Origin of the sequence: Amycolatopsis sp. NPDC051373, from assembly GCF_040689465.1 — a bacterium.
Lineage (GTDB): Bacteria > Actinomycetota > Actinomycetes > Mycobacteriales > Pseudonocardiaceae > Amycolatopsis.
Genome location: NZ_JBFBAE010000004.1, coordinates 75,890 through 101,320, shown reverse-complemented (window position 1 = coordinate 101,320; position 25,431 = coordinate 75,890). Strand labels below are relative to the sequence as shown.

Annotated in this window: 27 protein-coding genes; 10 read left to right on the top strand and 17 right to left on the bottom strand. The window is 70.6% G+C overall.

The window, feature by feature from the left end; all coding sequences use genetic code 11:
• Positions 1-15 precede the first annotated feature (15 nt).
• The 10 genes from AB0383_RS08840 to AB0383_RS08795 all read right to left on the bottom strand — a co-directional run bounded on the left by AB0383_RS08840 (position 16) and on the right by AB0383_RS08795 (position 12,061).
• Positions 16-741 carry a (Fe-S)-binding protein gene (locus AB0383_RS08840; protein WP_364183689.1) on the bottom strand — a complete coding sequence of 242 codons (726 nt, stop codon included), beginning with the start codon at positions 739-741 and terminating at the stop codon, positions 16-18.
• Entirely contained in the window at positions 738-2,198 is a 1,461-nt protein-coding gene (locus AB0383_RS08835; RefSeq protein ID WP_366186525.1) for a rhamnulokinase family protein, read from the bottom strand. Before AB0383_RS08835 ends, AB0383_RS08840 begins: the two co-directional genes overlap by 4 nt.
• A 14-nt stretch (positions 2,199-2,212) precedes the next feature.
• Complete coding sequence (locus AB0383_RS08830) at positions 2,213-3,664, bottom strand: L-fucose/L-arabinose isomerase family protein (RefSeq protein ID WP_366186159.1); 1,452 nt, start codon at positions 3,662-3,664, stop codon at positions 2,213-2,215.
• A gap of 11 nt (positions 3,665-3,675) precedes the next feature.
• The gene (locus AB0383_RS08825) at positions 3,676-5,706 is read right to left on the bottom strand and encodes a bifunctional aldolase/short-chain dehydrogenase (protein WP_366186157.1); all 2,031 of its coding nucleotides are present in this window, start codon (positions 5,704-5,706) and stop codon (positions 3,676-3,678) included.
• A gap of 2 nt (positions 5,707-5,708) precedes the next feature.
• Positions 5,709-6,884 (bottom strand): L-rhamnose isomerase, encoded by a 1,176-nt coding sequence (gene rhaI / locus AB0383_RS08820; protein WP_364183680.1) that lies wholly within the window; start codon positions 6,882-6,884, stop codon positions 5,709-5,711.
• Positions 6,885-6,896: 12 nt separating this feature from the next.
• Positions 6,897-7,235, bottom strand: a complete 339-nt coding sequence (locus AB0383_RS08815) for an L-rhamnose mutarotase (RefSeq protein ID WP_366186154.1) — start codon at positions 7,233-7,235, stop codon at positions 6,897-6,899.
• 72 nt (positions 7,236-7,307) lie between these two features.
• Positions 7,308-8,381, bottom strand: coding sequence for a rhamnose ABC transporter substrate-binding protein (gene rhaS / locus AB0383_RS08810; RefSeq protein ID WP_364183675.1), 1,074 nt, complete (start codon positions 8,379-8,381; stop codon positions 7,308-7,310).
• 18 nt (positions 8,382-8,399) lie between these two features.
• Entirely contained in the window at positions 8,400-9,452 is a 1,053-nt protein-coding gene (locus AB0383_RS08805; protein ID WP_364183673.1) for an ABC transporter permease, read from the bottom strand.
• Positions 9,445-10,488 (bottom strand): ABC transporter permease, encoded by a 1,044-nt coding sequence (locus AB0383_RS08800; protein ID WP_366186152.1) that lies wholly within the window; start codon positions 10,486-10,488, stop codon positions 9,445-9,447. Before AB0383_RS08800 ends, AB0383_RS08805 begins: the two co-directional genes overlap by 8 nt.
• A 55-nt stretch (positions 10,489-10,543) precedes the next feature.
• The gene (locus AB0383_RS08795; protein WP_364183669.1) at positions 10,544-12,061 is read right to left on the bottom strand and encodes a sugar ABC transporter ATP-binding protein; all 1,518 of its coding nucleotides are present in this window, start codon (positions 12,059-12,061) and stop codon (positions 10,544-10,546) included.
• A gap of 222 nt (positions 12,062-12,283) precedes the next feature.
• On the opposite strand from AB0383_RS08795, the gene AB0383_RS08790 reads away from it, so the two are divergent.
• Positions 12,284-13,285 carry a LacI family DNA-binding transcriptional regulator gene (locus AB0383_RS08790; RefSeq protein ID WP_364183943.1) on the top strand — a complete coding sequence of 334 codons (1,002 nt, stop codon included), beginning with the start codon at positions 12,284-12,286 and terminating at the stop codon, positions 13,283-13,285.
• Positions 13,286-13,336: 51 nt separating this feature from the next.
• Here the strand turns inward: AB0383_RS08790 and AB0383_RS08785 are convergent, their stop codons facing one another.
• Entirely contained in the window at positions 13,337-14,074 is a 738-nt protein-coding gene (locus tag AB0383_RS08785; protein ID WP_364183666.1) for an SDR family oxidoreductase, read from the bottom strand.
• A gap of 116 nt (positions 14,075-14,190) precedes the next feature.
• Between AB0383_RS08785 and AB0383_RS08780 the strand changes: the two genes are divergently transcribed.
• Complete coding sequence (locus tag AB0383_RS08780) at positions 14,191-15,027, top strand: transporter substrate-binding domain-containing protein (RefSeq protein WP_364183663.1); 837 nt, start codon at positions 14,191-14,193, stop codon at positions 15,025-15,027.
• An 8-nt stretch (positions 15,028-15,035) separates the two neighbouring features.
• On the top strand, positions 15,036-15,890 hold the full coding sequence (locus AB0383_RS08775) for a transporter substrate-binding domain-containing protein (protein ID WP_364183660.1): 855 nt from the start codon (positions 15,036-15,038) through the stop codon (positions 15,888-15,890).
• 45 nt (positions 15,891-15,935) lie between these two features.
• On the opposite strand, the gene nadE is transcribed toward AB0383_RS08775, so the two are convergent.
• Positions 15,936-16,778 (bottom strand): ammonia-dependent NAD(+) synthetase, encoded by an 843-nt coding sequence (nadE, locus tag AB0383_RS08770; RefSeq protein WP_364183657.1) that lies wholly within the window; start codon positions 16,776-16,778, stop codon positions 15,936-15,938.
• Between the two features lie 90 nt (positions 16,779-16,868).
• Here nadE and AB0383_RS08765 point away from each other — a divergent pair, with 90 nt between their 5' ends.
• A complete protein-coding gene (locus AB0383_RS08765; protein ID WP_366186148.1) occupies positions 16,869-17,246 on the top strand; it encodes a hypothetical protein in 378 nt (125 codons plus the stop codon).
• Positions 17,247-17,281: 35 nt separating this feature from the next.
• On the opposite strand, the gene AB0383_RS08760 is transcribed toward AB0383_RS08765, so the two are convergent.
• On the bottom strand, positions 17,282-17,842 hold the full coding sequence (locus AB0383_RS08760) for a TetR family transcriptional regulator (RefSeq protein WP_366186146.1): 561 nt from the start codon (positions 17,840-17,842) through the stop codon (positions 17,282-17,284).
• Positions 17,843-17,903: 61 nt separating this feature from the next.
• The gene (locus tag AB0383_RS08755; protein ID WP_366186144.1) at positions 17,904-18,785 is read right to left on the bottom strand and encodes a patatin-like phospholipase family protein; all 882 of its coding nucleotides are present in this window, start codon (positions 18,783-18,785) and stop codon (positions 17,904-17,906) included.
• A 341-nt stretch (positions 18,786-19,126) separates the two neighbouring features.
• Here AB0383_RS08755 and AB0383_RS08750 point away from each other — a divergent pair, with 341 nt between their 5' ends.
• The 3 genes from AB0383_RS08750 to AB0383_RS08740 all read left to right on the top strand — a co-directional run bounded on the left by AB0383_RS08750 (position 19,127) and on the right by AB0383_RS08740 (position 20,604).
• Entirely contained in the window at positions 19,127-19,555 is a 429-nt protein-coding gene (locus AB0383_RS08750; protein ID WP_366186142.1) for a GFA family protein, read from the top strand.
• Positions 19,556-19,605: 50 nt separating this feature from the next.
• Positions 19,606-20,166: a carboxymuconolactone decarboxylase family protein gene (locus AB0383_RS08745; protein ID WP_366186140.1), complete on the top strand. Its 561-nt coding sequence runs from the start codon at positions 19,606-19,608 to the stop codon at positions 20,164-20,166.
• Positions 20,167-20,469: 303 nt separating this feature from the next.
• Positions 20,470-20,604 (top strand): hypothetical protein, encoded by a 135-nt coding sequence (locus AB0383_RS08740; protein ID WP_255637990.1) that lies wholly within the window; start codon positions 20,470-20,472, stop codon positions 20,602-20,604.
• Between the two features lie 10 nt (positions 20,605-20,614).
• Here AB0383_RS08740 and AB0383_RS08735 read toward each other — a convergent pair whose 3' ends face one another.
• The 3 genes from AB0383_RS08735 to AB0383_RS08725 form a co-directional block, all read right to left on the bottom strand.
• Entirely contained in the window at positions 20,615-20,875 is a 261-nt protein-coding gene (locus AB0383_RS08735) for a hypothetical protein (RefSeq protein ID WP_366186138.1), read from the bottom strand.
• A 21-nt stretch (positions 20,876-20,896) separates the two neighbouring features.
• Positions 20,897-22,852, bottom strand: a complete 1,956-nt coding sequence (locus tag AB0383_RS08730; RefSeq protein ID WP_366186136.1) for a KUP/HAK/KT family potassium transporter — start codon at positions 22,850-22,852, stop codon at positions 20,897-20,899.
• Between the two features lie 213 nt (positions 22,853-23,065).
• Complete coding sequence (locus AB0383_RS08725) at positions 23,066-23,713, bottom strand: hypothetical protein (protein ID WP_366186134.1); 648 nt, start codon at positions 23,711-23,713, stop codon at positions 23,066-23,068.
• Between the two features lie 410 nt (positions 23,714-24,123).
• Here AB0383_RS08725 and AB0383_RS08720 point away from each other — a divergent pair, with 410 nt between their 5' ends.
• The 3 genes from AB0383_RS08720 to AB0383_RS08710 are packed head-to-tail and all read left to right on the top strand — an operon-like array spanning position 24,124 to position 25,422.
• Positions 24,124-24,543 carry a RidA family protein gene (locus AB0383_RS08720; RefSeq protein WP_364183634.1) on the top strand — a complete coding sequence of 140 codons (420 nt, stop codon included), beginning with the start codon at positions 24,124-24,126 and terminating at the stop codon, positions 24,541-24,543.
• Positions 24,544-24,571: 28 nt separating this feature from the next.
• Positions 24,572-24,787 (top strand): hypothetical protein, encoded by a 216-nt coding sequence (locus tag AB0383_RS08715; RefSeq protein ID WP_366186132.1) that lies wholly within the window; start codon positions 24,572-24,574, stop codon positions 24,785-24,787.
• A complete protein-coding gene (locus tag AB0383_RS08710) occupies positions 24,772-25,422 on the top strand; it encodes a TIGR03619 family F420-dependent LLM class oxidoreductase (RefSeq protein WP_366186523.1) in 651 nt (216 codons plus the stop codon). Before AB0383_RS08715 ends, AB0383_RS08710 begins: the two co-directional genes overlap by 16 nt.
• Positions 25,423-25,431: the final 9 nt, after the last annotated feature.

Genomic DNA, 25,431 nt, shown 5'->3' with positions numbered 1-25,431 from the left:
CGACGAACGTGGCGCTCACGCGTCCTCCTCGGTCGAGGCCAGTACGTCGGCGAGATGCAGCACGCGGACGCCGGAGCGCTCGCGCGAGAGCAGGCCGCCGATGTGCAGCAGGCAAGAGTTGTCGCCCGCGACGAGCACCTCCGCGCCGGTGTCGCGGACGTGGCGGGCCTTGTCCGCGCCCATGGCGGTGGACGTCTCGGCGTTTTTCACCGCGAACGTCCCGCCGAACCCGCAGCACTCTTCAGCGGCAGGGAGCTCCACCAGGTCGAGCCCGCGCACGTTGCGCAGCAGCTGCAAGGGTTTGTCGCCGACGCCGAGCATGCGCAGCGAGTGGCACGTCGGGTGATAGGTCACGCGGTGCGGGAAGTAGGCGTCGACGTCGGTCACGCCGAGCACGTCGACCAGGAACTCGCTGAGCTCGTAGACCTTCGGCCCGGTCTCCGCCAGCCGCGGATCACCCGCACGCCGGGCGACCAACCCATGCTGGTGGCGTGCCGAACCTGCACAGGATCCGGACGGGGTGACGACGTAGTCGTACCCGGCGAACGCGTCGGTGAAGGCGCGCACCACGGGCACAGCCTCGTCGAGGTAGCCGGTGTTGACCATGGGCTGGCCGCAGCAGGTCTGCGCCTCCGGGAAGTCCGCGTCGACGCCGAGGCGCCGCAGCAGCCGGAACACCGCCTTGCCGGTGTCGGGGAACATCGTGTCGTTGATGCACGTCACGAGCACGGCGACCTTCACGCCACCACCCCCGCCCCGCTCAGCCGCGCCTCGGCGGCAGTCCAGTTCCCGCCGCCCGGCTGGTATCGCCGCAGCGGCTGGGTTTCGCGGATCAGCCTACGCATGGCGGCGAGGTCCGGCAGGCCGGCGCCGAGGGCCCGCGCCTGCACGAGGACGTTGCCCAGCGCCGCCGCCTCCACCGGCCCGGCCAGCACCGGCACGCCGCACGCGTCGGCTGTCAGGCGGCACAGCAGCTCGTTGCGAGCACCGCCGCCGACGAGGTGCACCACGTCGACCCTCCGGCCCGTGACCTGGGCGGCCTGCCGGACCGCACGCCGGTACGCGAGCGCCAGACTGTCCACAATGCACCGCACCAGCTCGCCCCGGCTTTCCGGCGGCCGCTGCCCGGTTCTGCGGCAGGCAGCGGCGATGCGCGCGGGCATGTCGCCGGGCGGGAGGAACTCGGGGGCGTCGATGTCCACGACGGCCGCCAGCGCGGGTGCGGCGGCCGCCTCCGCGAGCACCGTCGCCAGGTCCGCGGGCTCGCCGTGCGCGGCCCAGGTCCGCAGGGTTTCGGTCAGCACCCACAGACCCATCACGTTGCGCAGGAAGCGGATCTTGCCGTCGACGCCGGTCTCATTGGTGAAGTTCGCCGCCAGCGCCGAGGCGCCGAGCTGCGGTTCGTCGAGCTCCAGCCCGACCAGCGACCACGTGCCGGAGGAGATGTAGGCGAAGTTCGTGCCGGGCTCGGCAGGCACCGCCACGACCGCCGACGCCGTGTCGTGCGAACCGACGGCGACCACTGGCAGCTCCGGTTTCCCGAGCTCTTCGGCCAGCTCCGACAGCAGCGTCCCGATCCGCTCCCCCGGCTCGCGCAGCGGAGGCAGCAGCCGCGCCGGAATGCCGGCCCGCTCGGCGAGGTCGTCCGCCCAGGTCCGCTCGCGCACGTCGTAGAGCTGCGTGGTCGACGCGTTGGTGCGCTCCGCGCCGACGCTCCCGGTCAGCCAGTAGCCGAGCAGGTCCGGGATCAGCAGCACCCTTTCGGCCGCCGCGAGCCGGTCACCTTCGGACACCAGCTGGTAGAGCGTGTTGAACGGCAGCTCCTGCAGCCCGGTGACGGCGAACAGCTCCGGCGCGGGGATCGTCCGGTGCACGAACTCCGCCACGCCGTCGGTGCGGGAGTCGCGGTAGTGCACGGGGTTGCCGAGCAGCCGGCCGTCGGCGTCGAGCAGCCCGTAGTCGACGGCCCACGCGTCGATGCCGACACCCGCCACGTCGCCGGCGTCGCCGAGCCCGGCCAGCACCTCGCGGTACAGCCCGAGCACGTCCCAGTGCAGCGTGGAGCCCGTGGCGCTCGCGACCCGGACGCCGCCGTTCGGAAAGCGGCGCACCTCTTCCAGTTCGAGCCGCCCGGGCCCGACCGTCCCGGCCATCACCCGGCCGCTGGTGGCACCGAGGTCGACGGCGGCCACGCGCATCACCCGGACACCCATCAGCCGGACACCACGGTCAGCTCGAGTCCCAGCAGGTCCGCCACCGCCTTCAGCTCGGCGACGCGGTGACCGGTCCCCAGGGCCCAGTGGTGGTTCACCCCGGTGGCCGACCACGCGTCGGTCCACTCACCGGGGTCGCAGCCGAAGTCCACCCGCGAGGTCGTGTTCCCGATCTGCAGCAGCGGCCCAGGCACGACCTCGCCTTCCGACGCGACGAGCACGAACGTGCCGTCGCGCAGCTGGCCGAGGCCGCACAGCGTCACCGGGCCGTGCTGCACGTCGAACTCGACGGACACGCCCCAGCCTCGCTTGCCGTGGTAGACGCCGAGTCCGCGCAGCAGCGGCTTGCGCGCGCTGATCGCCAGGTGCGCCGGGCCGTCGTGGCCCATCTCCACCACGTTGTCACGGAAGTTCAGCGCCTGCAGCTCGGTGAACGAACCGCCGGCACCGAGCCGGTCCAGCAGCAGCATCGCCAGTGACGCCCGCAGCTCGTACTCGCCGACCGTGGGCACTCCGCGGGCCGTGAGCAGCGACGCGCCAAGGATGAACCCGGCCCCGACGCGCTCGTGGGTCTCGCCGTCGAGCCCTCGGTGGTAGTACGCGAGCGAGTCCAGCCCGAAGTCCCCGACCAGGCGGTCCAGCGCCACCGAAACCTTGGCTCCCCAGGCGAAATCCTCGTCGACGACCGAATCGTCCACAGTGAACACTTCGCGTGCGAGCGCCATCCGGGCCGCCGTCTCGGCGTCGGTGACCTGCTCCACGCGCACGCGCAGGTCGTCGACCTCCAGGATCTCGACGTGCCCGCCGAGCTGAGCCGACACCAGCGTCGGATCGGTGGCCACGTCCATCATCCCCGGGTACAGGTGCCCGAGCAGGCCGTGGCGGCCGTGCCGGAACGCCGCGCGCACGCCGGCCGCCTTGATCCACCGCGCGATCTTCACCCAGGCCCGCTCGTCCTCCAGGTACCCGGACACCGAGCGGAACTCGACGCCGACGCGGCGGAACGCGTTCGCCATCTCCGGCAGCGGGCAGGCCCCGCAGTAGGCCAGCCACGCGCCCGTGTCGAAGGACGCGTGGTCCATCGCCTGGGTGGGCTGCAAGTTCAGCAGCAGCACCGGCGAGCCCGAGCGCTGCGCGATCGGCACCAGCATGCTCGACGTCAGGTACGTGGTCAGGAAGCCGATGATCAGGTCGCAGTCGGCCACCCGCAGCTTCTCCGCGGCGGCCGCGCCTTCGGCCGCGTCGGAGATGAACCCGGCGTCGACCACTTCGCAGTCCAGTCCCGACAGCCGCTCGGCGACCCGGCGCGCCGAGTCCTGCAGCTGCGGCAGCAAGTCGGGGAACTGCGGCCAGTACGCGCCGAGCCCGCCGGCGACGAGGCCGACGCGGGTGCGGCGCGGGGTGATGCGGTCCAGGCCCGGGGGTCCGGGCCGCGCGAGCGTGTCGGTCATGGAGTTCGTTCCTAACGCAGGAAGGCCGCGGCCACCCCGGCGTCGACCGGGATGTGCAGGCCGGTGGTGTGGGTGAGGTCGCCGCCGGTCAGCGCGAACACCGCGGCGGCGACGTGCGCGGGCAGCACCTCGCGCTTGAGGATCGTGCGCTGGGCGTAGAACTCGCCCAGCTTCTCCTCTGGCACGCCGTAGACGGCCGCGCGCTGCGCACCCCAGCCGCCGGCGAAGATGCCGGAGCCGCGCACCACGCCGTCGGGGTTGATGCCGTTCACGCGGATGCCGTGCTCGCCGAGTTCGGCCGCGAGCAGCCGCACCTGGTGGGCCTGGTCGGCTTTCGCCGCGCCGTAGGCGACGTTGTTGGGGCCGGCGAACACCGCGTTCTTCGAGGAGATGTACACGACATCGCCGCCCATCCCCTGGGGGATCATCGCCTTGGCCGCGGCCTGGGAGACCAGGAACGAGCCCTTGGCCATCACGTCGTGCTGCAGGTCCCAGTCTCGTTCGGTGGTCTCCAGCAGCGGCTTCGAGATGGACAGCCCGGCGTTGTTCACGACCAGGTCGAGCCCGCCGAACGCCAGCACGGTCGCGTCGACCGCCGCCGCCACGCCCGCCGCGTCGGTCACGTTCGCCGTCACGGCGATGGCCTTGTCCGCACCGCCGATGCCGGTCGCGACCTCTTCGGCCGCCTCGGTGTTCAGATCGGCGACGGCCACGCAGGCGCCCTCGGCCGCGAGCCGTTCGGCAATCGCCCGCCCGATGCCCGAGCCGGCACCCGTGACCAGCGCGATCCGGCCGGCCAGTGGCTTCGGCTTCGGCAGGCGCTTGAGCTTGGCCTCCTCCAGCGCCCAGTACTCGATGCGGAACTTCTCGCTCTCCGCGATCGGCGCGTACGTCGACACGGCTTCCGCGCCGCGCATCACGTTGATCGCGTTGACGTAGAACTCCCCCGCCACGCGCGCGGTCTGCTTGTCCTTGCCGAAAGAGAACATGCCGACGCCGGGCACCAGCACGATGGCCGGGTCGGCACCGCGCATGGCCGGCGAATCGGGCGTCGCATAACGCTCGTAGTAGGCGCGGTAGGACTCGCGGTACTCGGCGTGCAGCTCCTTCAGCCGCGCGACGACGTCTTCCAGCGGCGCGGTCGCGGGCAGGTCGACCACCAGCGGCCGGACCTTGGTGCGCAGGAAGTGGTCCGGGCACGACGTGCCCAGCGCGGCGAGCCGCCCGAGCTTCTCCCGTGAGAGGAACTCCAGCACCACGTCGGCATCGGTGTAATGGCCGACCTGCCGCTGATCCGTGGACGCGAGCCCACGGATCAGCGGCGCCAGCGCCGCGGCCCGCGCGCGGCGCTCGTCCTCCGGCAACCCCTCGAAACCGGGGACGACCACGCCGAACGGCTCGGCTTTGCCGCGTTCGGCGAGAAACCTCTCCGCAGTGCGGATGATCTCCAGTGAATTACGCCGGCACTCCTCGGAAGTCGCGCCCCACGCGGTGATCCCGTGCCCGCCGAGGATCACGCCGATCGCCTGCGGGTTGGCCTCCTTCACCGCCGCGATGTCCAGGCCGAGCTGGAACCCGGGCCGGCGCCAGTCCACCCACGCGACGCGGTCGCCGAAACACTCCTTCGTCAACGCGGCCCCGTCGGCCGCCGTGGCCAGGGCGATGCCCGAGTCCGGGTGCAGGTGGTCCACGTGCGCCGCCTCGACGAGACCGTGCATCGCGGTGTCGATCGACGGCGCGGCCCCGCCGCGCCCGTGCAGGCAGTAGTCGAACGCGGCGACCATCTCGTCCTCGCGCTCGACACCGGGGTAGACGTCGACGAGCGCCCGCAGCCGGTCCAGCCGCAGCACGGCGAGTCCGGCTTCGGTCAAGGTGCCCAGGTCACCGCCGGAACCCTTGACCCACAACAGGTCGACGGGCTTGGCGGTGACCGGGTCGAGCACCTCGCCCTTCGCGGAGGTGTTGCCGCCGGCGTAGTTCGTGTTCCGCGGATCGGCGCCCAGCGCGTTGCTGCGGGCGATGAGCTCCTCGGGCACGGTCATGCTCATGCTCCCCATCCGGCCTGCTGCCCGTCGGCGCGCTCGGCCTCGATCTTCTGCTGGTAGCCGCTGCGGTGGTAGGCGGCGACCGGATCCGGGGCCAGCCCCGCGTCCTCGCGCAGCTCGGCCAGAATCGGCCGCACGTCGGTGTTGTAGGCGTCCATCAGCACAGCGTTGGCGCCGAGCACATCGCCCGACTGCTGGGCCGCGCGCAGGGCGTCGCGGTCGACCAGCAGCGCTTTGGCCGTGGCCTCCTGCACGTTCATCACCGAGCGGATGATCGCCGGGATCTTCGCCTCGATGTTGTGACACTGGTCGAGCATGAAGTTGATGCCGTAAGCCGGATCCAGCGCGTCACCGCGCACGATCTCGTACAGGATCCGGAACAATTGGAACGGGTCCGCGGCGCCGGCCATCAGGTCGTCGTCGGCGTAGAAGCGCGAGTTGAAGTCGAACGCACCGAGCTTCCCGGCCCGTAGCAGGAACGCGACAATGAACTCGATGTTCGTGCCCGGCGCGTGGTGGCCGGTGTCGATGCACACCGTCGCCTTTTCACCCAGCTCGATGCAGTGCGCGTACGAGGTGCCCCAGTCCGGCACGTCCGTGGCGTAGAAGGCGGGCTCGAAGAACTTGTACTCCAGCAGCATCCGCTGGTTCTCGCCCAGGCGGTCATACGCCTCGCGCAACGCGGCGGCCAGGCGGTCCTGACGGTCGCGCAGGTCGTCCTGGCCCGGGTAGTTGAGGCCGTCGGAGAACCACAGCTTCAGGTCGCGCGAGCCCGTGGCGTCCATGATGGAGATCGCCTCGAGCAGGTGGTCGGTCGCCTTGCGCCGGATGCCCGGGTCGGGGTTGGTGACCGAGCCGAGCTTGTAGTCGTTGTCCTGGAACACGTTGGTGTTGATCGCACCGATCCCCACACCCAGGTCCTCGGCATAGGCACGCAATGCCTTGAAATCCTCGACACGGTCCCACGGGATGTGCAACGCGACACTCGGCGCGACCCCGGTGAAGCGGTGCACGGTGGCCGCGTCGGCGATCTTCTCCTCGGGCGTGCGGGGAACCCCGGCCTGGGTGAAGACCTTGAACCGGGTGCCGGAGTTGGCGAACGCCCACGAGGGGGTCTCGATCCGCTGCGCCCGCAGAGCGGATTTCACGGCTGTCCGGTCGGGCAAGTCGATCACGTCTTTTCCTTCTCACGCGCTCGCGCGCTCGTCGTCCAGATGAAAAACCTCGGTGAGCAGGGCGAACCCCTCGTCGGGCCCGCGGCCGTCGAGGCCGGTGAAGAACTGCGCCATCTCGGCCTGCCACCGGGCGTTGACCTCGGTCTCGGCCATCGCGGCCTGCGCCGCGGCGAGGTCGTCGGCCTCGACGTAACCGATCAGCAGGCCGTCCTCACGCAGGAAAAGCGAGTAGTTGCGCCAGCCGGTGTCGCGCAGGGCCGCCTGCATCTCCGGCCACACGGCGCGGTGGCGCTCGGCGTACTCGGCCATCCGCTCGGACCGGACCTGGAGCTGGAAGCAGTATCGCGCCACGGTCTCCGTCCTCAGTGGACTCGATGGGTCCAGCGGTCCGGCCGGGCCGAGCAGGCCCGGCCGGAGCTCCGCTCAGAAGTTGAACTTGTCGATGTTGTCGGCGTTGAACACGGTCGGCGGGCCGAGCACGATCTCGCCGTCGGCGCCGATCGTGTACTCACCGAGCTTGCCGGCCTTGAACTTCTGGCCCTGCGCGCCGGTGATCTGCCCGGAGCTCAGCGCCACACCCGCGTAGGCGGCGAGGTAGCCGATGTCGGCCGGGTTCCACAGCGCGAACTCCTTGACCGTGCCGTCCTTGACGAACGCGCGCATCTGGTTCGGCGTGCCCAGCCCCGTGATCGCGACCTTGCCCTTGTAGCTCGACGAGCTCACGTAGCGCGCCGCGGCCGCGATGCCAACGGTGGTCGGCGACACGATCACCTTGAGGTTCGGGAACGACTGCAGCAGGCCCTGGGCCTCCTGGAACGACTTCTGGTCGTCGTCGTTGCCGTAGGCGATCTTGTCGAGCTTCAGCTTCGAGTACTCGGGCTTCTTGAGCTCGTTCTGCAGCACGGCGATCCACGCGTTCTGGTTGGTCGCGTTGGGCGTCGCCGAGAGGATCGCGATCTCACCGTCGCCACCGGCCAGCTCGTTCGCCATCTTCGCGAGCTGCTCGCCGATGCCCTGGGTGCTGGCCTGGTTGATGAACACGTCGCGGCAGCTCTTCGCCGCGTCGGAGTCGAACGCGACGACCTTGATGCCGGCGCTGCGGGCCTGGTTGAGCGACGGGCACACCGCGTTCGGGTCGTTGGCGGCGATGCCGATCACGTCCTGCTGCTGCTGGATCAGCGTATTGATGTAGCTGACCTGCGAGGACGCGCTGGCGTCGTTCGGCCCGACGAGCTTGTAGGTGCCCTTGAGCTCGTCCAGCGCTGTCTTGCCGCCGCCGACCTCGATGTCGCTGTAGGGGTTGTTGAGCTGCTTGGGCAGGAACGCCATCTTCACGCCCTGCTTGCTCGCCGCGTTCGGGTCCGCGGACGCGGTGGACGCGGCCGGGCCGGACGCCGTGCTGTCGTTCTTCGTGGTGCCACCGCACGCGGTGAGGCTCAGGACCAGGCCTGCCGCACTCACCACCGACACGACGCCGGTCAGGATTCGTCGGGACATCTTCGTCACCTTTCTGGGTTACTGCTCGGCGCCGGCGAGAGCTCCGGCTTTCGGGGACGGGGATCGTCGCCTGCGCCGCTGCAGCGCGGCGCGGGAGGAGGAGAGGATGTTGGGCAGCAGCACCGAGATGATCAGCAGCACGCCGGTCACGATGTTGAGCGCCTCGTTCGACACGTCCTGCAGCCGCAACGCGTTCTGCAGCGCCGAAAGCAGCACCACACCACCGAGTACGCCCGGCAGCGTGCCCTTGCCGCCGAAGATCGAGACGCCACCCAGCAGCACGGCCGCCACCACGGCGAGTTCGAGACCGAACCCGTTGTCGGCTCGGGCACTGGAGTAGCGCAGCGTCCACAGCACCCCGGCCAGCCCGGCGACCGCGCCGCTCACGACGTAGAGCCAGAACTTCGTGCGCCCGGTGCGGATGCCGGCGAACCGGGCCGCGGTGTCGCTGGCTCCGGCCGCGAACACGCCGCGCCCGATCGGGGTGGCGTGCAGCACCACGCCGAACACGATCGCCAGCACGATGAGCGGGATGAGGACGTTGGGGATCGAGCTGCCGCCGAGCGTCCCGGTCACCCACGCGGTGTAGGACTGCGGGAAGTCGGCCACCGCGCTGTCACCGAGCACCACGAACGCGAGGCCGCGGTAGAGCGCCATGGTGCCGATGGTGACGGCCAGCGAAGGCAGCTTCAGGACCGTGATGAAGAAGCCGTTCACCGCGCCGAGGATCGCGCCCAGCACGATGCACAGCGGGATGATCGTCTCGATCGTCAGCCCGGAGTTCCACAGCGAACCCATGACCGCGGACGTGAGCCCGAGTGTGCTCGCCACCGACAGGTCGATCTCGCCGGTGACGATGATGAACGTCATCGGCAGCGCCATCAGCGCGATCGGCAGGAGGTCCAGCAGCAGGAACGTGTAGTTGCGGCCGGTGCCGAAGTTGTCGATGGTGCCCGACGCGACGAGCAGCACCACGATCGCGATCGCGATGACGGCGACGTCCCAGCTCGCGAGCCGGGCCAGCCAGGCGGGCCGCCGGGCTGTGTCCGTCGTGGTGGTGAGGTCAGACATGGGAGTCCCTCTTCTTCAGTGCCTTGGCGACGCGCACGGCGACCAGCCGGTCGGCGCCGATGGCCAGCAGGATCAGGGCGCCGACGATCGCCTGCTGCCAGAACTGGTCGATGTCCAGCACGGCCAGCGCGCTGCCGATCACCGTCAGCAGCAGCGCGCCGAGGCTCGCGCCCCACACCGAACCGCTGCCGCCGAACACGGCGACCCCGCCGACGACCGCGGCGGCCACGACGTTGAGTTCGTACCCGGTGCCGGCCGCGGCGTCGACCGTGCCGAAGCGGGCCGCGAACAGCACGCCCGCGAGGCCGGCCAGCGCTCCGCTGACGAGGAACGCGATGGTGGTGTTGCGCCCGACCTTGATGCCGGCCAGCTGCGCGGCCTGGGGGCTCGAGCCCATGGCGTACAGCTCACGGCCGCCGCGGTAGTTGCGCAGCACCACGCCGGCGATCACCATCACGAGCACTGCGATCAGCACCAGCCACGGCACCCCGAGCACCGACGCGTCACCGAAGTCGAGGAACGAGCGCGGGAGCTTGTCGGCATTGATCTGCTGCCCGCCGGCCCAGAAGTAGACCGCGCCGCGGAACGCGTACAAGGTGCCGAGGGTGACGACCAGCGCCGGGACGCGCCCGAACCGGACGACCGCGCCGTTGATCAGGCCGCACGCGGCCCCGACGACCAGGCCGGCGAGCAAGGCCACGATCACCGGCAGGCCGGGGTTGTCGCGCAGCATCGTGCCGACGGCGAAGGCCGACAGCCCGAGCACCGAGCCCACGGACAGGTCGATGTTGCGCGTGATCATCACCACGGCCTGCCCGACGGCCAGCACCGCGAGGATCGCCGTGCCGAGCAGGATGTCGCGGATGCTCTGGCCCGAAAGGAACCGGGAGTTCTGCGTCGCGGTGAACACCACGAGCACGATCAGCGCCAGCACGATGCCCGACTCGCGGGCCTTGAACACGGTTCCGAACACCGATCGCCGCTCCCCCGGGCTCGCCTGGCGGGGTGGCGGGGCCGCCACCTTGGTCGCGTTCACGCGGCCTCCTTTTCGGACGTTCGGGTCGTGGTCGCCGAGGCGGTCCTGCGAGTCCTCATGCCACCGCCCCCTGTCCCATCGCCGCGAACATCACCGAGTTCTCGTCGGCCTCGGCGCGCGGGATCTCCGCGACGATCCGGCCTTCGCGCATCACCAGCACGCGGTCGGCCATGCCGAGCACCTCGGGCAGCTCCGAGGACACCATCACCACCGCGACGCCTTCGGCCGCCAGAGAGGACATCAGCCGGTGCACCTCGGCCTTGGTGCCGACGTCGATGCCGCGCGTCGGCTCGTCCACGATCAGCACGCGCGGCGCCATCGCGAGCCACTTGGCCAGCACCACTTTCTGCTGGTTGCCGCCCGAGAGCGTGCCGACCGCGTCGCCGAGGCGGCCGTATTTGGTGCGCAGGCGTTCGGTCCAGCGCAACGCTTCCCGGCGTTCGCCCGGGCCGAGGAGCAGACCGAGCTTCGACAGCGCTCTCGCCCGTGGCAGCGTGACGTTGCGCTCGATCGAGAGGTCCATCACCAGTCCTTGCTGCCGCCGGTCCTCCGGCACCAGTGCCATGCCCGCCGCCATCGACGCGCGCGGCGAGTGGGGCTTGAGCTTCTTCCCGTTGAGCCGCACGACTCCGGCGTCGCGTTCGTCCACTCCGAACACCGCCTGGACCACTTCGGACCGACCGGCTCCGACGAGCCCGGCGAACGCGACGATCTCGCCCGCCCGCACGGAGAACGACACGTCGCGGAACACGCCTTCGCGCGTCAGGCCGTCCACTTCGAGCACCACGGCGCCGGGTTCCACGTCCTGCTTGGGGAACAGCGCGTCGAGGTCGCGTCCGACCATGCGGCGCACCATCTCGTCCACGGTCACGTCTGCCACCTCATCGGTGGAGACGTGGCGGCCGTCGCGCATGATCGTCACCCGCTGGCACAGGTCGACGATCTCCTCGAAGCGGTGCGAGATGAACATGATCGCCGCGCCCTCGTCGCGCAGCGCCCGGGCGACGGAGAACAGGCGCTCGACCTCGACCAGGCTCAGCGCGGCGGTGGGCTCGTCCATGATGAGCACGCGCGCGTCGGCGCTGAGCGCCTTGGCGATCTCCACGATCTGCTGGTCGGCGATCGACAGGCCGCGCGCCGGGCGGTTCGGGTCGATGCGCACGCCGAGGCGGGCGAAGAGCCGTTCGGCCTCGGCGCGGATCGCCGCGCGGTCGATCATCCCCAGCCGGCCCCGCGGGTGGCGGCCCATCACGATGTTCTCGGCGACTGTGAGGTCGGGGAACAACGTCGGTTCCTGGTAGATCACCGCGATGCCCGCGGCCTTCGCGTCAGCGGGTGAGGAGAACTCGGCTTCCCGGCCGTCCAGCAGCAGCTCGCCCTGGTCGGGGCGGTGCACGCCGGCCAGCATCTTGACGATCGTGGACTTGCCCGCGCCGTTCTCGCCGACCAGCGCGTGGGCCTCGCCGGCGTAGAGGGGAAAGGAAACGCCCGCGACCGCCGCGACAGCGCCGAACGACTTCGTGACCCCGCGGACCTCGAGCAGTGGCACTCGGTCGCGCTCCTGCCGCGTCATCGCGACCTCCGGATTGAAAGGTTTCACAAACCTGGCGCGGTGACGCTACTATGCGTCCGAACGGGAAGTCAACGAAAAACGCTGCCAGGCACATCTCGAGGTAGTCGCGGTTTTTCAGGCAGCAACCCGTGATTGTCACGTTTCAACACGGCGGTTCGAACACAGGGGGTGGCGGTGGAAGATTCGAACGGGGTCGCGGCCCCCGCACCGCGCGCGGCGGGGATCAAGGACGTGGCCGCCGCCGCGGGCGTCTCGCTCGGCACGGTGTCCAACGTGCTCAACCGGCCCGAGCGCGTGAGCCCGAAGACGCGGACCAAGGTGGAGGCCGCGATGGCCGCGCTGGGCTTCGTCCGCAACGAGTCGGCGCGCCAGCTGCGCGCCGGCCACAGCAGCGTGCTCGCCTACGTGATGCTCGACGGGCGCAACCCGTTCTTCACCGACGTCGCCGCCGGCATGGAGGACGCGGCGGCCGCGGACGACCTGTCACTGTTCGTGTGCAACAGCGCCAACCTCGCCGAACGCGAGGCCGCCTACCTCCGCCGCCTCGAACAGCAACGCGTGCAGGGCGTCCTCATCACCCCGGTCGACCCAGACTCCCCCGCGCTGGCCGAACTCGCGCGCCGCGGCACGCCGGTCGTCATCGTCGACCGCAAACGTCCCGGCACCGACCACTGCTCCGTCGCCGTCGACGACGTCCGCGGCGGCGAGCTCGCCGCCCGCCACCTGCTCGACCAGGGCCACACCCGCATCGCCTTCGTCGGCGGACCGCTCACCCTCGGCCAGGTCCGCGACCGTCGCGAGGGCGCCCTGCGGGCCCTGCTCGCGGCCGGCCTGGGCCCCGACCACCTGGTCGACCTCGCCACCCCCCAGCTCACCGTCGAGGGCGGCAGCAACGCGGGCCAGCGCCTGGCCGGCCTGCCCTCGGCCACCCGCCCGACCGCCGCGTTCTGCGCCAACGACCTGCTCGCCCTGGGGCTCCTGCGCAGCTGCGCCGCCCTGGGCATCTCCGTCCCGGCCGACCTCGCCATCGTCGGCTACGACGACATCGACTTCGCCGCGGCCGCCACCGTGCCCCTCACTTCCGTCCGCCAGCCCCGCCACCGCCTCGGCCGCACGGCCGCGGAGCTGCTCATCCAGGAGACGTCGGACCCGGAGCACGAGCACCAGCAGGTGACGTACATTCCGGAGCTGGTGGTGCGGGCGTCGACTTTGCGGACGAAGTAGGTCCGCTGTGGACGGTCTTGGCTGTCCATCCACAGTGGACGTGCTTCGAAATCATTCAGGCGCGCGGGTGAGCTCCGGCTGTTCCACCCCGTGCGGAATATCGAACGACTCCTCCCCCGTGCGCAGCAGCCGCAAGATCACACCGGCCACGTAGTCCGGACTCTGCACCACCATCCCGGGGATCGGCGACGCGCCGAGCGTGAACCGGCCGTCCGCGAACTCCGTCGCGGTGATCGACGGCAGCAGGAGCGACACCGCGATCCCGTCGGCCGCGAGTTCCTGCGTGAGCACCGCGCTGAGCATGTTCACGGCCGATTTGCTCGCCGCGTAGGCGCCCACACCGACCGCGACGCGGCGGGTGGTGCCGGAACTGATGTTGACGATGCGGCCGAAACCCTGGCGCCGCATGGCGGGCAGGACGGCCTGCGTCACGGCGAGCAGGGCGACCAGGTTGAGCTGCAGCGTCGCGCCGAAAGCCGCGGGGTCGACCTCGTCGAGAGGCCCGTGAAGGCCGGCACCGGCGTTGTTGACCAAGCCGTCGACGCGGCCGTGGCGTTCCAGGGTGGTCGCGACGAGAGCGGCCACCTGCGCGGGGGCGGTCACGTCGGTGGGGACGGCGAGAGCGCCGCCGAGTTCGTCGCTGAGCGTGGCCAGGCGCTCGGCGCGGCGGGCCGCGAGCACGGGGTGGGCGCCGGCCGCGTGGAGGCGCCGGGCGGTCGACGCGCCGATTCCCGAGGAGGCGCCCGTGACGATGACCGTTTTGCCGGCCAGGTCGATGAGGTCTGTCATGCCACGACGTCTACCAGACGCGAGCGCGAGCCCGGCAGTTGACAACCTGGTCTTATGAGCCTAAGAAATACCAGACCACCGAGCCCGCGCCCGCGAGCCGGTGCCTGGAGGGAGCTATGACAGCTCTGCGGATCCGGCGGATCCTGATCGCGACCACCGCGCTCGTCTCGCTCGCCGCGTGCGGGTCGGGCGGCCAACCCGACGGCTACGGACTGGCCGAACCCGGCACTATCACCGCGGGCGTCACGGCGGGCGACGCGCCGTTCGTCTCCCCCGACGCGACGGGCAAGCCGGTGGGCCTGCTGGTCGACCTCAACGACGTGATCGCCCAGCGGATGGGTCTCAAGATCACCTACCGGATGACCACCGTCAGCGCCGGGTTGCCGCTGGTCACGGCCGGGCAGCTCGACATGCTCGCGATCGGCATGCTGCCGACCGCGGAGCGCAAGAAGAGCGTCGACTTCACCAAGCCCTTCTACCTGGCCTCTGACGACGTCGTGGTCCGCACCGACTCGGCCGCCAAGGCAGCCGGCGACCTCGTGGGCAAACGCGTCGGCGCCGGGCTGGGCAGCGCGCAGGCCGAGTTCGTCACCGCGAAGATCCCCGGCGCCACCCTCATCTCGCAGCCCACCAACAGCGCGGGCGTGACCCAGCTCCTCAACGGCAACCTCGACGCGATGGTGCTGGCCTCCACCGAGGTCCCGACCGTGCTCGAGGAGAACCCCGGCCGGGTCAAGATCGCCTATTCCGCGCCGCACGAGCAAGCGTCGGCGATGCCGGTCAACCGCAAGCTCACCGCCTTCGAGAAGGCCTACGGCGACCAGCTCAAGACCACGATGGACGACGGCACTTTCCTTCGCCTGTACGACAAGTACTTTCCGGGCGAGCCCTACCCGTCGCAGATGTTCACCTATTGGCCCCAGCTCCGAGACCAGATCCAGAAGGGCAGATGAAGCCAGAAATGCGCCGACGATTCCGGACCGCTTTCGCCGCACTCGCGGCAGCCGGGCTGCTGACCGTTTCCGCCTGCGGCGGCAGCGACTCCGCGAGCACAGACCCCTACGGCCTCGCGGTACCCGGCACCATCACCGCCGGTGTGCCGCAAGGCGACGCGCCGTTCGTGTCACCCGACGCGAGCGGCAAGCCGGCCGGGATGCTGATCGACCTCAACGACGTCATCGCGAAGCGCATGGGCCTCAAGATCACCTACAAGCTCTCCACCGTCGGCGCGGGTCTGCCGCTGGTCACCGCCGGCCAGTACGACATGATGATCGCCGACCTCACGATGTCCGAGGAACGCAAGCGCAACGTCGCCTTCACCACGCCGTTCTACGTCGACGCCAACGACGTGCTGGTCCGCTCCGATTCGCCGGTCAAGACCGTCGCGGACCTGAACGGCAAGCGCGTGGGCGTCGGCATCGGCAGCGCACAGGCCGACTTCGCCGCGAAGACGTTGCCCCAGGCCAGCGTCGTGAGCGTCCAGACGAACGCCACCGGCATCGACCAGCTCCTCAACGGCAACCTCGACGGCTTCGTCGTCAGCTCCGTGCAGGCCATTACGGTCTTCGCCCAGCACCCGGGGCGACTGAAGGTCGGCGTCTCGGTGCAAAACCCGCTGCCCGAGGCGATGGCCGTCCGAAAAGGACTCGACAAGTTCCTCGCCGACTACAACAAGCAGCTCGCCGCCGTGGTCGACGACGGCACGTTCCTCAAGCTGTACCACCAGTACTTCCCCGGGCAGGAGTACCCGAGCTCGCTGTTCCAGTACTGGCCCTCGCTGCAGGCGCAGGTCCAGAAGGACCCGGCGGCCAAGTGACGACCGCGGCCGGGTTCGCCGACCCGGCCGCCGTCGTCAGGCGAGTCAGCTCCGCCACCAGTCCTCGAGCGGGCTGATCGGCACGGTCCGCTTGTGGCGCGTCTTGAGGAAGATCGACTCCACCTTCTCCGCGACCTGCGGGGTCACGTCGAGGCCTTCGAGGTAGTCGTCGAGCTCGGAGTACTTGAGGCCCAGGGCCACCTCGTCGGGCAGGGCCGGCCGGTCGTCCTCGAGGTCGGCGGTCGGCACCTTCTGCCAAACGCTCGGCGGCGCGCCCAGCTCCTGCAGCAGTGCGGCGCCCTGGCGCTTGGTCAGCCCGGTCAGGGGTGTGATGTCGACACCGCCGTCGCCGTACTTGGTGAAGAACCCGGTGACGGCCTCTGCCGCGTGGTCGGTGCCCACGACCAGCAGGTTCAACTGCCCGGCGATCGAGTACTGGATCACCATGCGCTCGCGGGCCTTGATGTTGCCGCGCACGAAGTCGCGCAGGCCGGACGCCTCGCCCAGCAGCTCGCTCATCCCGAGCGCGGACTCCGCCGCGACGGCGTCCGCGCTGGGCTTCACGTTCACCGTGACCGAATGGTCCGGCTTGATGAACTCCAGCGCGATCTGCGCGTCTTTCTCGTCGGCCTGCACGCCGTAGGGCAGCCGCACCGCGACGAACGTGGCGTCGTGCCCCTCCGCGCGCAGCTCCTCGCCGGCGAGCTGGCACAGCCGGCCGGTCAGCGAGCTGTCCTGGCCGCCGCTGATGCCGAGCACGAAGCCCTTGGCCGGCGTCGAGCGCAGGTAGTCCTTGAGGAAGTCGACCCGCTGGCGGATCTCGGCTTTCGGCGTGATGACCGGCTTGACGCCCAGCTCGGCGAGAATCTGCTGCCGTAGGTTCTCCATTCGCCGTACCTTACTGGCGCCAGCTGCCCGTCCGAGCACCGCGCCGCTAGCCTCGAGATGGCCTCCTCCACCCGAAAGGGGACCCGCCCCGTGGCCATCCTCTCGCTCGGCCTGCACCCCGGTGCCCTCGACTACAGCCGCCACCCCGGCCTCGACGAGGCCACCCTCACCGCCCGCATCACCGCCGGCGAGACCGCCGTGCGCGACGCGGGCTTCGACCTCGTGCCCTGCCACGTCCCCGCCGACCCCGACGCGGCGGAGCAGCAGGTCCGCGACTGCCTGGCCGCGAACCCGGTCACCGCGGCGATGATCGGCGCGGGCGTCCGCATGGCCGCCGAGCACACCCTGCTGTTCGAACGTCTCGTCAACGTCGTGGTCGAGCTGGTCCCGGGCATCAGGTTCTGCTTCAACACCTCCCCGGAATCCACCCTCGACGCACTGCGCCGGGTGACGAGCCCGAGTTCCTGAGCGCTGCCCTTTCAGGACCCGGCGCGGCTCAGGTCTCACTCGGTGCCGAGGATCTCCTGCAACAGGGTCAGCACCTCGTCGGTGCCGGCGTCCGCCAGGTGCTCCAACGTTCCCGCGTGCCGGCCGAGGATCACGCCGATCAACGCGGCCGACAGGACTTCGGCGCGCAGCTCCGGGTTCGCCACGCCCTCGCACACGAACCGCTCGCGCAGCGGGGTCAGGACGCGGTGGTCCAGCTCGGCCAGCGCGGCTTCCTGGGCCTCGGGGTTGTCGTACGGGCGGATCGCGGCCTGCAGGATCGGGCCGGGCCCGCGCGTGCCGGTGCGCTCGATCAGCCCCCTCAGCCGGACCGGCTCCAGGACGTCGGGAAGCCGCTCGCCCGGTTCGCTCTCGGCGCGCAGCACGGCGATGAACAGCTGCGCCTTGCCGCCGAAGTAGCGCGCGATCATCGTCGGGTCGACACCGGCGCGTTCGCCGATGTCCCGGGCCGTCGTCTGGTCGTAGCCGCGTTCGGCGAACAGCTCGCCGGCCGCGGCCAGCAGCCGGTCGCGGCTGGCCGCGGCGTCGCGCCGACGTGGAGACGAAGAGTCGGGCATTCCGAGATCCTTGTGCCGTGAGGTGATCGTTCCGGTGGACCTTACTGGAACCGGGAGCTGGTCAGATCGCCTCTTTCCACCACTTCAGCAGGTCCTCGGCCAGATCGTCCGCCTGCCGGGCGCCGGCCTCGGCCCCGACGTCGACGAACCGCGGGTCGAGCAGGTCGTGGGGCTTCTCGTAGAACGGGTCCGCCGTGATCACCCGCACGCGGTATCCGCGCTCGATGAGGAAAGCCTCTTCCCGCGCGAGATTCGCGGACCGCATCGGCGCCACTACAAGCACCCGGCCCGGATCCACGGCACCGCCGTCGTGCCACTGTGTATCGACGGCCAGGTCGGCGTTGGTGCCCGAGCGCACTCCCCCGTCGATCCAGGTCGAGCCGGCCACGCTCACCGGCGGCGCGACGCCCGGCGCCGCCGACGAACAGGCCACCGCGACCCCGACGGAGATCCCGTCCGCCGGCGACCACCCGCGGGCGAGGCCGGTGTCCGTGCTCACCGCGGTGATCCGGAGCCGGCGCGGCCACTCCCCGGCCGGCAACGCCCAAGACCACAGCTCGTCGGCCTGAGCCTCCGAAATCGGTGGCACCGCGGCGATCGCGGCCTGACCGATCCGCCGCGCCCGCTCGGATCCGTCCGAGGTGTCCTGGGCCAGGCTCTGGAAAAGCGTCCGGTCGCCGCGCCCGGCGGCAGCGTTCCCGGCGTGCCAGGCCGCGCGCTCCCGCATCTTCGCCGGCACCCTCGTCAGCCCGGCCGGCTCCATCGTGAGCCACGCACCGACGATCGACCCGGCCGACGTGCCCACCACCACCCCGGACTCGGACAGCGGCAGGCCCGCGGCCTCCAGCCGGTGCACCAGGGCCGACGTCCAGGCGGCGCCGACGGGACCACCGCCGCCGAGGACGAGCGCCGTCAGCGGGAGGATCTCCCGAGGTCGGGGCATGGCACGTTCTCCTTCGCTGTGGCCGAAACCGGCGCACGAAACACTCGACTCACGGGTTTCCGTGTACCGTGGCTCGCCAGTCTACACATGATGTCTACAGTCAATGTCTACGAGCGATGACTTGCGGCGTGCACGGCTTCCCTGCGGGCCCGGGAGTACGTTCGACCATCCCTCCAGGTCGCCGCGCGAGCCTGTCTCCGGCGGTGGTACGCACACCATCCGCTGTTCAGCCGGGGCAGGTTCGGACGTTCTTCCGTTGCAATACTTGAGACACAGCCACCCGGGACTGTCCACATGCGACTCCTGCCTCGGCTGCCCAACCGGAAGAAGGAGATCGCGCCATGACCGTCCCAGTCGTCACCGCTTCACGAACAGGCCACTGCCTCTGCGGCGCCATCAGCTACCGGTTCGACGCCCGGCCCGACGGTGTCGTCCTGTGTCACTGTGACGACTGCCAGCGCCACACGGGCTCGGCGTTCTCGGAGAACGTCCTGGTGGCGCGGGACGCGGTGCAGATCGAGGGCACACCCAAGGTCCACCACACCACCGGGACCGAGAACGGCCACCTGCGCGACCGTCTGTTCTGCGGCGAGTGCGGCACCCCGATCTTCACGATCCTCCACGAACGCCCCGAAACCCTCATCGTCAAGGGCGGCACCCTCGACGACCGCACGGGCCTCGCGCCCTTCGCCGACGTGTGGTGGCGCCGGGCGCAGGACTGGCTCGCGCCGCACCCCACCCGCGCGCGCTTCGACGGCGACGCGCGGTAGTTCGCGCCGAGAAGGCCCACGACGGACGTGATTTCACTAGGATTCCCCGCATGAGCCGGATTCCCCGCATCTCCCCCGCCGCGCTGACCGACGAACAGCGGGGCCTCTACGAGTCCATCACGGCCGGGCCGCGGGCACGGAATCCGTTCGGCATCGTGCACCCCGACGGGACGCTCGCGGGGCCGTTCAACGCCATGCTGCTCACCCCGCCGGTCGGCGACGCGCTGCAGCGGCTCGGCGCGGCGCTGCGCCACGGCGGAGAACTGTCCGACCGGGCCCGGGAACTGGCCATTCTGATGGTCGCCGCTTCGCGCGAGAGCGGCTACGAGCAGTTCGCCCACGAGCACGTCGGCCGGCAGCTCGAGTTGACCGACGACGAGATCACCGCCCTGCGCGAGGGCCGGGAGCCGGAACTCGCCGATCCCGAGGAGCAGGCGATCGTCGCGACCACCCGTCGGCTGGTCGACAACGGCAAGCTCACCGACGAGGACTACGCCGACGCCGTCTCGAAGCTCGGCGCGGCCAAGCTGTTCGAGCTGTCCACTGTGGTCGGCTACTACCAGCTCATCGCGATGCAGCTGCACGTCTTCGGCGTCGACCGGCCACAGTGAAAAGCGGGCGACCCCGGCCGGGGTCGCCCGCTCGTAGCGAAACACAGTGCGCTAGGCCACGGGAACCTTCCGCGACATCGGGGCCGCGTCGTTGCCGAGCTCGTACCACGAGGGCAGCCACGCGCACAGCTCGAGGTCGTTTCCGAAGCTCGGAGTCACGACCCGCGCCCAGCTCGCCCGCCTCGATCTGCCGTCGCGCGAATCGGACTGACGGCGGCAAAACGCCGTCAACGAGCGCTTCACGGGCGTCAAGGTTCCGTCGGCCCCGAGGACACGACCGGCCCGCAGCCGCACGCTGGAGCCATGACCGACCTGACGTTCACCCTGGTCGCGATCGGCGGGTTCGTGCTGGTGGCGCTGCTGCTCCGCCTCGCCGGCGCGTGGCTCGACTCCCACGACGACGACCCCTTCGCGCGCCACATCCCGCCCCCGCAGTGAACCTGCCGGGCTAGTCGCTTTCCAGCTCCGCCAGCACTTCCGCGGCCGTGGTGTTGCCGCCCAGAGCCAGGCGCCGCAGCTCGTCGTGGTCCTCGCGTTCCGTTGCCAGCTCGACGAGCAGGTCCGCGGCATCGGAACTGCCCTCGGCCGCCCACTGGCGCAGCTCGGCCGCGTCGCCGCGTTCGGCGGCCAGCTCGATCAGCTGGTCGACGGCGTCGGAGTCTCCTCGCGCGGCCGCTGTGCGCAAGGCTTCCAGATCGGGGTCGGTCATCGTCGGCACCTTCCTGACGCGTTACACGTCGATGTGCGAACCCATGATCACGGTCCGTTCGCGGGGCAGCGCGAAGTACTCGGCCGCGTCTGCGGTGATGTAAGAGGTGGCGATGAACAGGCGCTTGCGCCACGCCGCCATGGTGGGTTCGTCGCCGCGGCGCAGCTCGATCTTCGACAGGAAGTAGGACGCGTCGTCGACCTGCAGCCGGCCTTCGGCGTCGGCCGGGTCGACGAGCGCGAGCGTGCGCGGCACGTCGGGGGTTTCCATGTAGCCGAAGCGGGCCGTGACGTGGGTGATGCCGTCGTCGGCGTAGCCGAGGTCGTCGACGGAGATCCGTTCGGTGTCCGGGATCCGCGGCACGGGCTCGGTTTCGAGCGACATGATCACCACGTGCTCGTGACGCACGTGGTTGTGTTCCACGTTGGCGCGCATGGCCAGCGGCGCGCTGTCGTTGCCGCGGTTGAGGAACACAGCCGTGCCGGGCACCGTCTGCGTCGGCGACTCGCCGTTGCGCAGCTTGTCGACGAACTCGCGCAGCGACCCCTCGTGCCGATTGCGTTCGGCCGTCACGATCTGGCGGCCGCGTTGCCAAGTGGTCATGACCGTGAACGCGGTGAGGCCGATGAGCAGCGGCAGCCACGCGCCGTGGACGAGCTTGGTGAGGTTGGCCGCGACGAACAGCAGGTCCACCACCAGCAGCACTCCCCCGCCGACCCAGAGCAGCCACGGCGGCGTGCTCCACTTCGACCGGGCGATGTAGAAGAACAGGAGGGTGGTGATGGTGATCGTCGCGGTCACCGCCATGCCGAACGCGTAGGCCAGCGCCGACGAGCTGCGGAAGGCGAACACGAGCGTCAGGACGGAAACCATCAGCAGCCAGTTGATCCACGGCACGTAGATCTGGCCGCGCTCGGTCTCCGACGTGTGCGCGATCCGCAGCCGCGGCAGGTATCCGAGCTGCGCGGCCTGCGAGGCGACCGAGTACGCGCCGGTGATCACGGCCTGCGACGCGATCACGGTCGCCGCCGTGGCCAGCAGGACCAGCGGCAGCCGGGCCCAGCCGGGGACCAGGAGGAAGAACGGACTGCTCAGGTTGGCCTGGTCTTCGAGGATCAGCGCGCCCTGGCCGAAGTAGTTGAGCACGCACGCCGGGAACACCAGGAACAGCCACCCGCGCGTGATGGCGCGGCGGCCGAAGTGGCCCATGTCCGCGTACAGCGCTTCGGCGCCGGTGACCGACAGCACGACCGCGGCCAGCGCGAAGAAGGCGATGTCGAAGTGGCCGACCATGAAGTCGAGCGCGTAGGTGGGCGAGAGCGCTTCGAGGATCGCCGGGTGCTTGACGATGCCCGTCACGCCGGTCAGGCCGATCACGGTGAACCACGTGATCATCACCGGCCCGAACACCCGCCCCACCGCGGCCGTGCCCCGGCGTTGCACCAGGAACAGCACCACGATGATCACCGCAGTGATCGGCACGACCCAGCTCTCGAACGAGTCGTCGACGACCTTGAGCCCCTCCACCGCCGACAGCACCGAGATCGCCGGGGTGATCATGCTGTCGCCGAAGAACAGCGACGCGCCGAAGATGCCCAGCCCCGCCAGCACCACGGCCACCCGCCGCCGCCCCTGCCCGCCGCGGCGGCGCAACAGGGTGATCAGGGCCATGATGCCGCCCTCGCCGTCGTTGTCCGCGCGCATCGCCAGCAGCACGTACGTGACGGTCACGATGATCGTCACGGACCAGAAGATCAGCGACACGACGCCGAACACGTTCTGCGCGCTCACCGGCACCGGGTGCGGGTCGCTCGGGCTGAACACAGTCTGCAGCGTGTAGATCGGGCTCGTCCCGATGTCGCCGAACACGACCCCCAGCGCCCCGACCACCACCGCCAGCTTCACGGAGTCCCGCGCGAGCCGCGCCCGGCCGGCGGGCCCGTCCTCCGTTGTGGTCGTCTCACGGCCCTCGGTCACGGTCTTCCTCCTCGGCGCGAGCGGGCACAGCCCCGGCATCGGGGGGAACCCTACCGGTCCGAGGTGGACGGCATCGGAAGATCAACGGTCGCGTCGGATCGTGGCTCTCTTCGGGTCGTCTGTCCACGGAGGCGATCCGGGCTGCCGGCCGTTGAAAAGCGTCTCCTCGACTCGTGACCGGGGGTAATGGTCGTCCGGAGGGCTTTGTCCCTGTCAGAAGCCCGGATGCGTGCCGGTGCGGCGATCACGGTCAACCGGCCCCGGCTCCTCGGCCGCCTGGGCTGTGGCGATCCGGGCGAGTGCCGTGGTCATCGCCGCACGGACCTGTGCCCGGCCGCCATCGCGATCGGCGGTCTCGACGACCACGCAGCGGGCGGTCGTCGAGAGGTCCCTCAGCAGCCGGCGGATCCGCCGGTCCCAGGTGTCCGCTGTCGGCGATGGCTCGTCGGGGCTGTGGTCGAGCAGGATGGTGAAGTCCAGACGGAGAAGGCCGGCAAGCCACTCTGCGAGGCCCACCAGCTCCTCGGGGTCGAGTCCCGTTCCGCCCTGTTCCAGCTCCGAGTCGATCAGACGCTCGATCACCACGATGGCGCCGGACTCGAGCGCCGGCCGGACCTCGCGCTCGACGACGTCGGCCCGCACCGCGGCGGCGGCCAGCACCCGGGCTCGCGCGGTGGTCACCGCGGCGCTGGACAGCAGCGCCTGCAGCGGCGGGTCGCCCCAACCCGGGTCGGCGGCCGGCGCCACCGTGCCGGTGCGCGATCGCCGGAGCCAGTCCGCGAGGTGGGCAGCGGTGTCGGCCGACGGGCTGCCTTCGACGGGGACGACGAACCCAGTCGCCCGCACCGGCCGACGCCGCACCGCGGAGAACATCCGGCCGGCTCGCCGACCGTTTATCTGCCGATAGGCCTCGGCACCCCCCAGCCACGCGCCGAGCGACCTCGTCGCGGCGTGGCCGAAAACCGGCGCGAGCCCGCAAGTCCGCAGCTTCGTCCGCATCGCCGCGGACAGCGGGCGGGACCAGAGCCGGCGTGGGCCAGACCGCGGCCACCGGCGAGCACGCGCACCCCCACGTCCGTGTCGACTTCGGACAGTCCACTTCAGATGCCCCTCGCGACTGCCTGTCCGATGTTTCGGAGTGTTCCGGGAAATCACCAACCGGGTCGAGGTGATCGTCTCCGTGACAAGGTTGTCTGCGCCACGGTTGACACCCGTTCACGAGCCGCCGCACACTCGGAATCCACCCACCTCCGAGGCACCGGGAGGCCTCGATGACCGTCGACCATCTCAACCCCGAGACTCTGTCCCCACCCGTGATGGATCTCTACTCGCAAGTGACCGTCGGCCCGCCCGGCGCGCGGCTGGTGGCGATCGCCGGACAGGTGGCCTTGGACCGCGACGAGGTGCTGGTCGGCCCCGGCGACCATTCCGCGCAGGCCGAGCAGGTGTTCCTCAACCTGCGCGCGGCACTCGCGGCCGCCGGTTGCACGCCGGCCGACCTGGTCAAGTACACGATCCACGTCGTCGACTCCTCGCCGGCGCTCATCGAGCCCATTTTCGCCGCCGCCCAGCGCGTGTTCGGCGACGAGTTCCCGAAGGTCGCGAGCACGTGGCTGGGCGTGTCGTCCCTCGGCCTCCCGGAGTGGCTCATCGAGGTCGACGCGCTGGCCGTCACCACCCCACCGGCCTGAACCGCGGTCACCCAGAAGCGGAGGCACCGTGGCCATGCAACTCGGCCTGCACGCACTGGGCATCGGCTCCGGCGCTCGCCGCGCCGTGATCGACGTGGTCGCCGTGGTGGCCGAGGCGTGCGGCTTCGCGACGCTGTGGTCGGGCGAGCACGTCGTGATGGTCGACCGCGCGTCCTCGCGCTACCCGTACTCGCCCGACGGCCGCATCGCCGTGCCCGCAGCAGCGGACTGGCTCGACCCCTGATCGGCCTCAGTTTCGCCGCCGCGGCCACGTCGACCATCCGCGTCGCCACAGGTGTCCTGCTCCTGCCCGAACACAACCCGATCGTCGTCGCCAAGCAGGCCGCGAGCCTCGACGTCCTGTCCGGCGGCCGCCTCACCCTCGGCGTGGGCGTCGGCTGGTCGCGCGAGGAGTTCGACGCGCTCGGCGTGCCCTTCGCCCGGCGGACGGCGCGGACCGAGGAGTACGTGGCCGCGATGCGCGCGTTGTGGCGCTCGGACGTCGCGTCGTTCACGGGCGACTTCGTCCAGTTCTCATCCATCCGCGTCAATCCCAAACCTTGCGGAGCCACCATCCCGATCATCTTCGGCGGCAACAGCGACTCGGCGCTTCGCCGCGCCGCCACTCTGGGCGACGGCTGGTACGGCTTCAACCTCGACGGCGTTCCCGAGCTCGCCGATCGCCTGGACTTCCTCGCGGCACAAGGCCGCGATCTCGCCGAGCTGCGGATCGCCGTCGCTCTGCGCAACCCCGCCCGTCGCGACATCGCGGACCTGGCTTCACTGGGCGTCGACGAACTGGTGATCGTCGACAGTCCACCCGACGATCCAGGGTCGGCGACGGAATGGGTCTCAGCTCTGGCCGACCGCTGGCTCTGAACCCGCGCC

What these genes read in the sequence shown, in the direction of transcription:
- AB0383_RS08795 (WP_364183669.1), bottom strand. Translation starts at nt 12,061, where the DNA reads ATGACGCGGCAGGAGCGCGACCGAGTGCCACTGCTCGAGGTCCGCGGG.
- AB0383_RS08755 (WP_366186144.1), bottom strand. Translation starts at nt 18,785, where the DNA reads ATGCCCCGACCTCGGGAGATCCTCCCGCTGACGGCGCTCGTCCTCGGC.
- AB0383_RS08805 (WP_364183673.1), bottom strand. Translation starts at nt 9,452, where the DNA reads ATGTCTGACCTCACCACCACGACGGACACAGCCCGGCGGCCCGCCTGG.
- AB0383_RS08775 (WP_364183660.1), top strand. Translation starts at nt 15,036, where the DNA reads ATGCGCCGACGATTCCGGACCGCTTTCGCCGCACTCGCGGCAGCCGGG.
- nadE (WP_364183657.1), bottom strand. Translation starts at nt 16,778, where the DNA reads ATGGAGAACCTACGGCAGCAGATTCTCGCCGAGCTGGGCGTCAAGCCG.
- AB0383_RS08745 (WP_366186140.1), top strand. Translation starts at nt 19,606, where the DNA reads ATGAGCCGGATTCCCCGCATCTCCCCCGCCGCGCTGACCGACGAACAG.
- AB0383_RS08825 (WP_366186157.1), bottom strand. Translation starts at nt 5,706, where the DNA reads ATGACCGTGCCCGAGGAGCTCATCGCCCGCAGCAACGCGCTGGGCGCC.
- AB0383_RS08740 (WP_255637990.1), top strand. Translation starts at nt 20,470, where the DNA reads ATGACCGACCTGACGTTCACCCTGGTCGCGATCGGCGGGTTCGTGCTG.
- AB0383_RS08785 (WP_364183666.1), bottom strand. Translation starts at nt 14,074, where the DNA reads ATGACAGACCTCATCGACCTGGCCGGCAAAACGGTCATCGTCACGGGC.
- AB0383_RS08780 (WP_364183663.1), top strand. Translation starts at nt 14,191, where the DNA reads ATGACAGCTCTGCGGATCCGGCGGATCCTGATCGCGACCACCGCGCTC.
- AB0383_RS08830 (WP_366186159.1), bottom strand. Translation starts at nt 3,664, where the DNA reads ATGACCGACACGCTCGCGCGGCCCGGACCCCCGGGCCTGGACCGCATC.
- AB0383_RS08735 (WP_366186138.1), bottom strand. Translation starts at nt 20,875, where the DNA reads ATGACCGACCCCGATCTGGAAGCCTTGCGCACAGCGGCCGCGCGAGGA.
- AB0383_RS08720 (WP_364183634.1), top strand. Translation starts at nt 24,124, where the DNA reads ATGACCGTCGACCATCTCAACCCCGAGACTCTGTCCCCACCCGTGATG.
- AB0383_RS08835 (WP_366186525.1), bottom strand. Translation starts at nt 2,198, where the DNA reads ATGCGCGTGGCCGCCGTCGACCTCGGTGCCACCAGCGGCCGGGTGATG.
- AB0383_RS08750 (WP_366186142.1), top strand. Translation starts at nt 19,127, where the DNA reads ATGACCGTCCCAGTCGTCACCGCTTCACGAACAGGCCACTGCCTCTGC.
- rhaS (WP_364183675.1), bottom strand. Translation starts at nt 8,381, where the DNA reads ATGTCCCGACGAATCCTGACCGGCGTCGTGTCGGTGGTGAGTGCGGCA.
- AB0383_RS08760 (WP_366186146.1), bottom strand. Translation starts at nt 17,842, where the DNA reads ATGCCCGACTCTTCGTCTCCACGTCGGCGCGACGCCGCGGCCAGCCGC.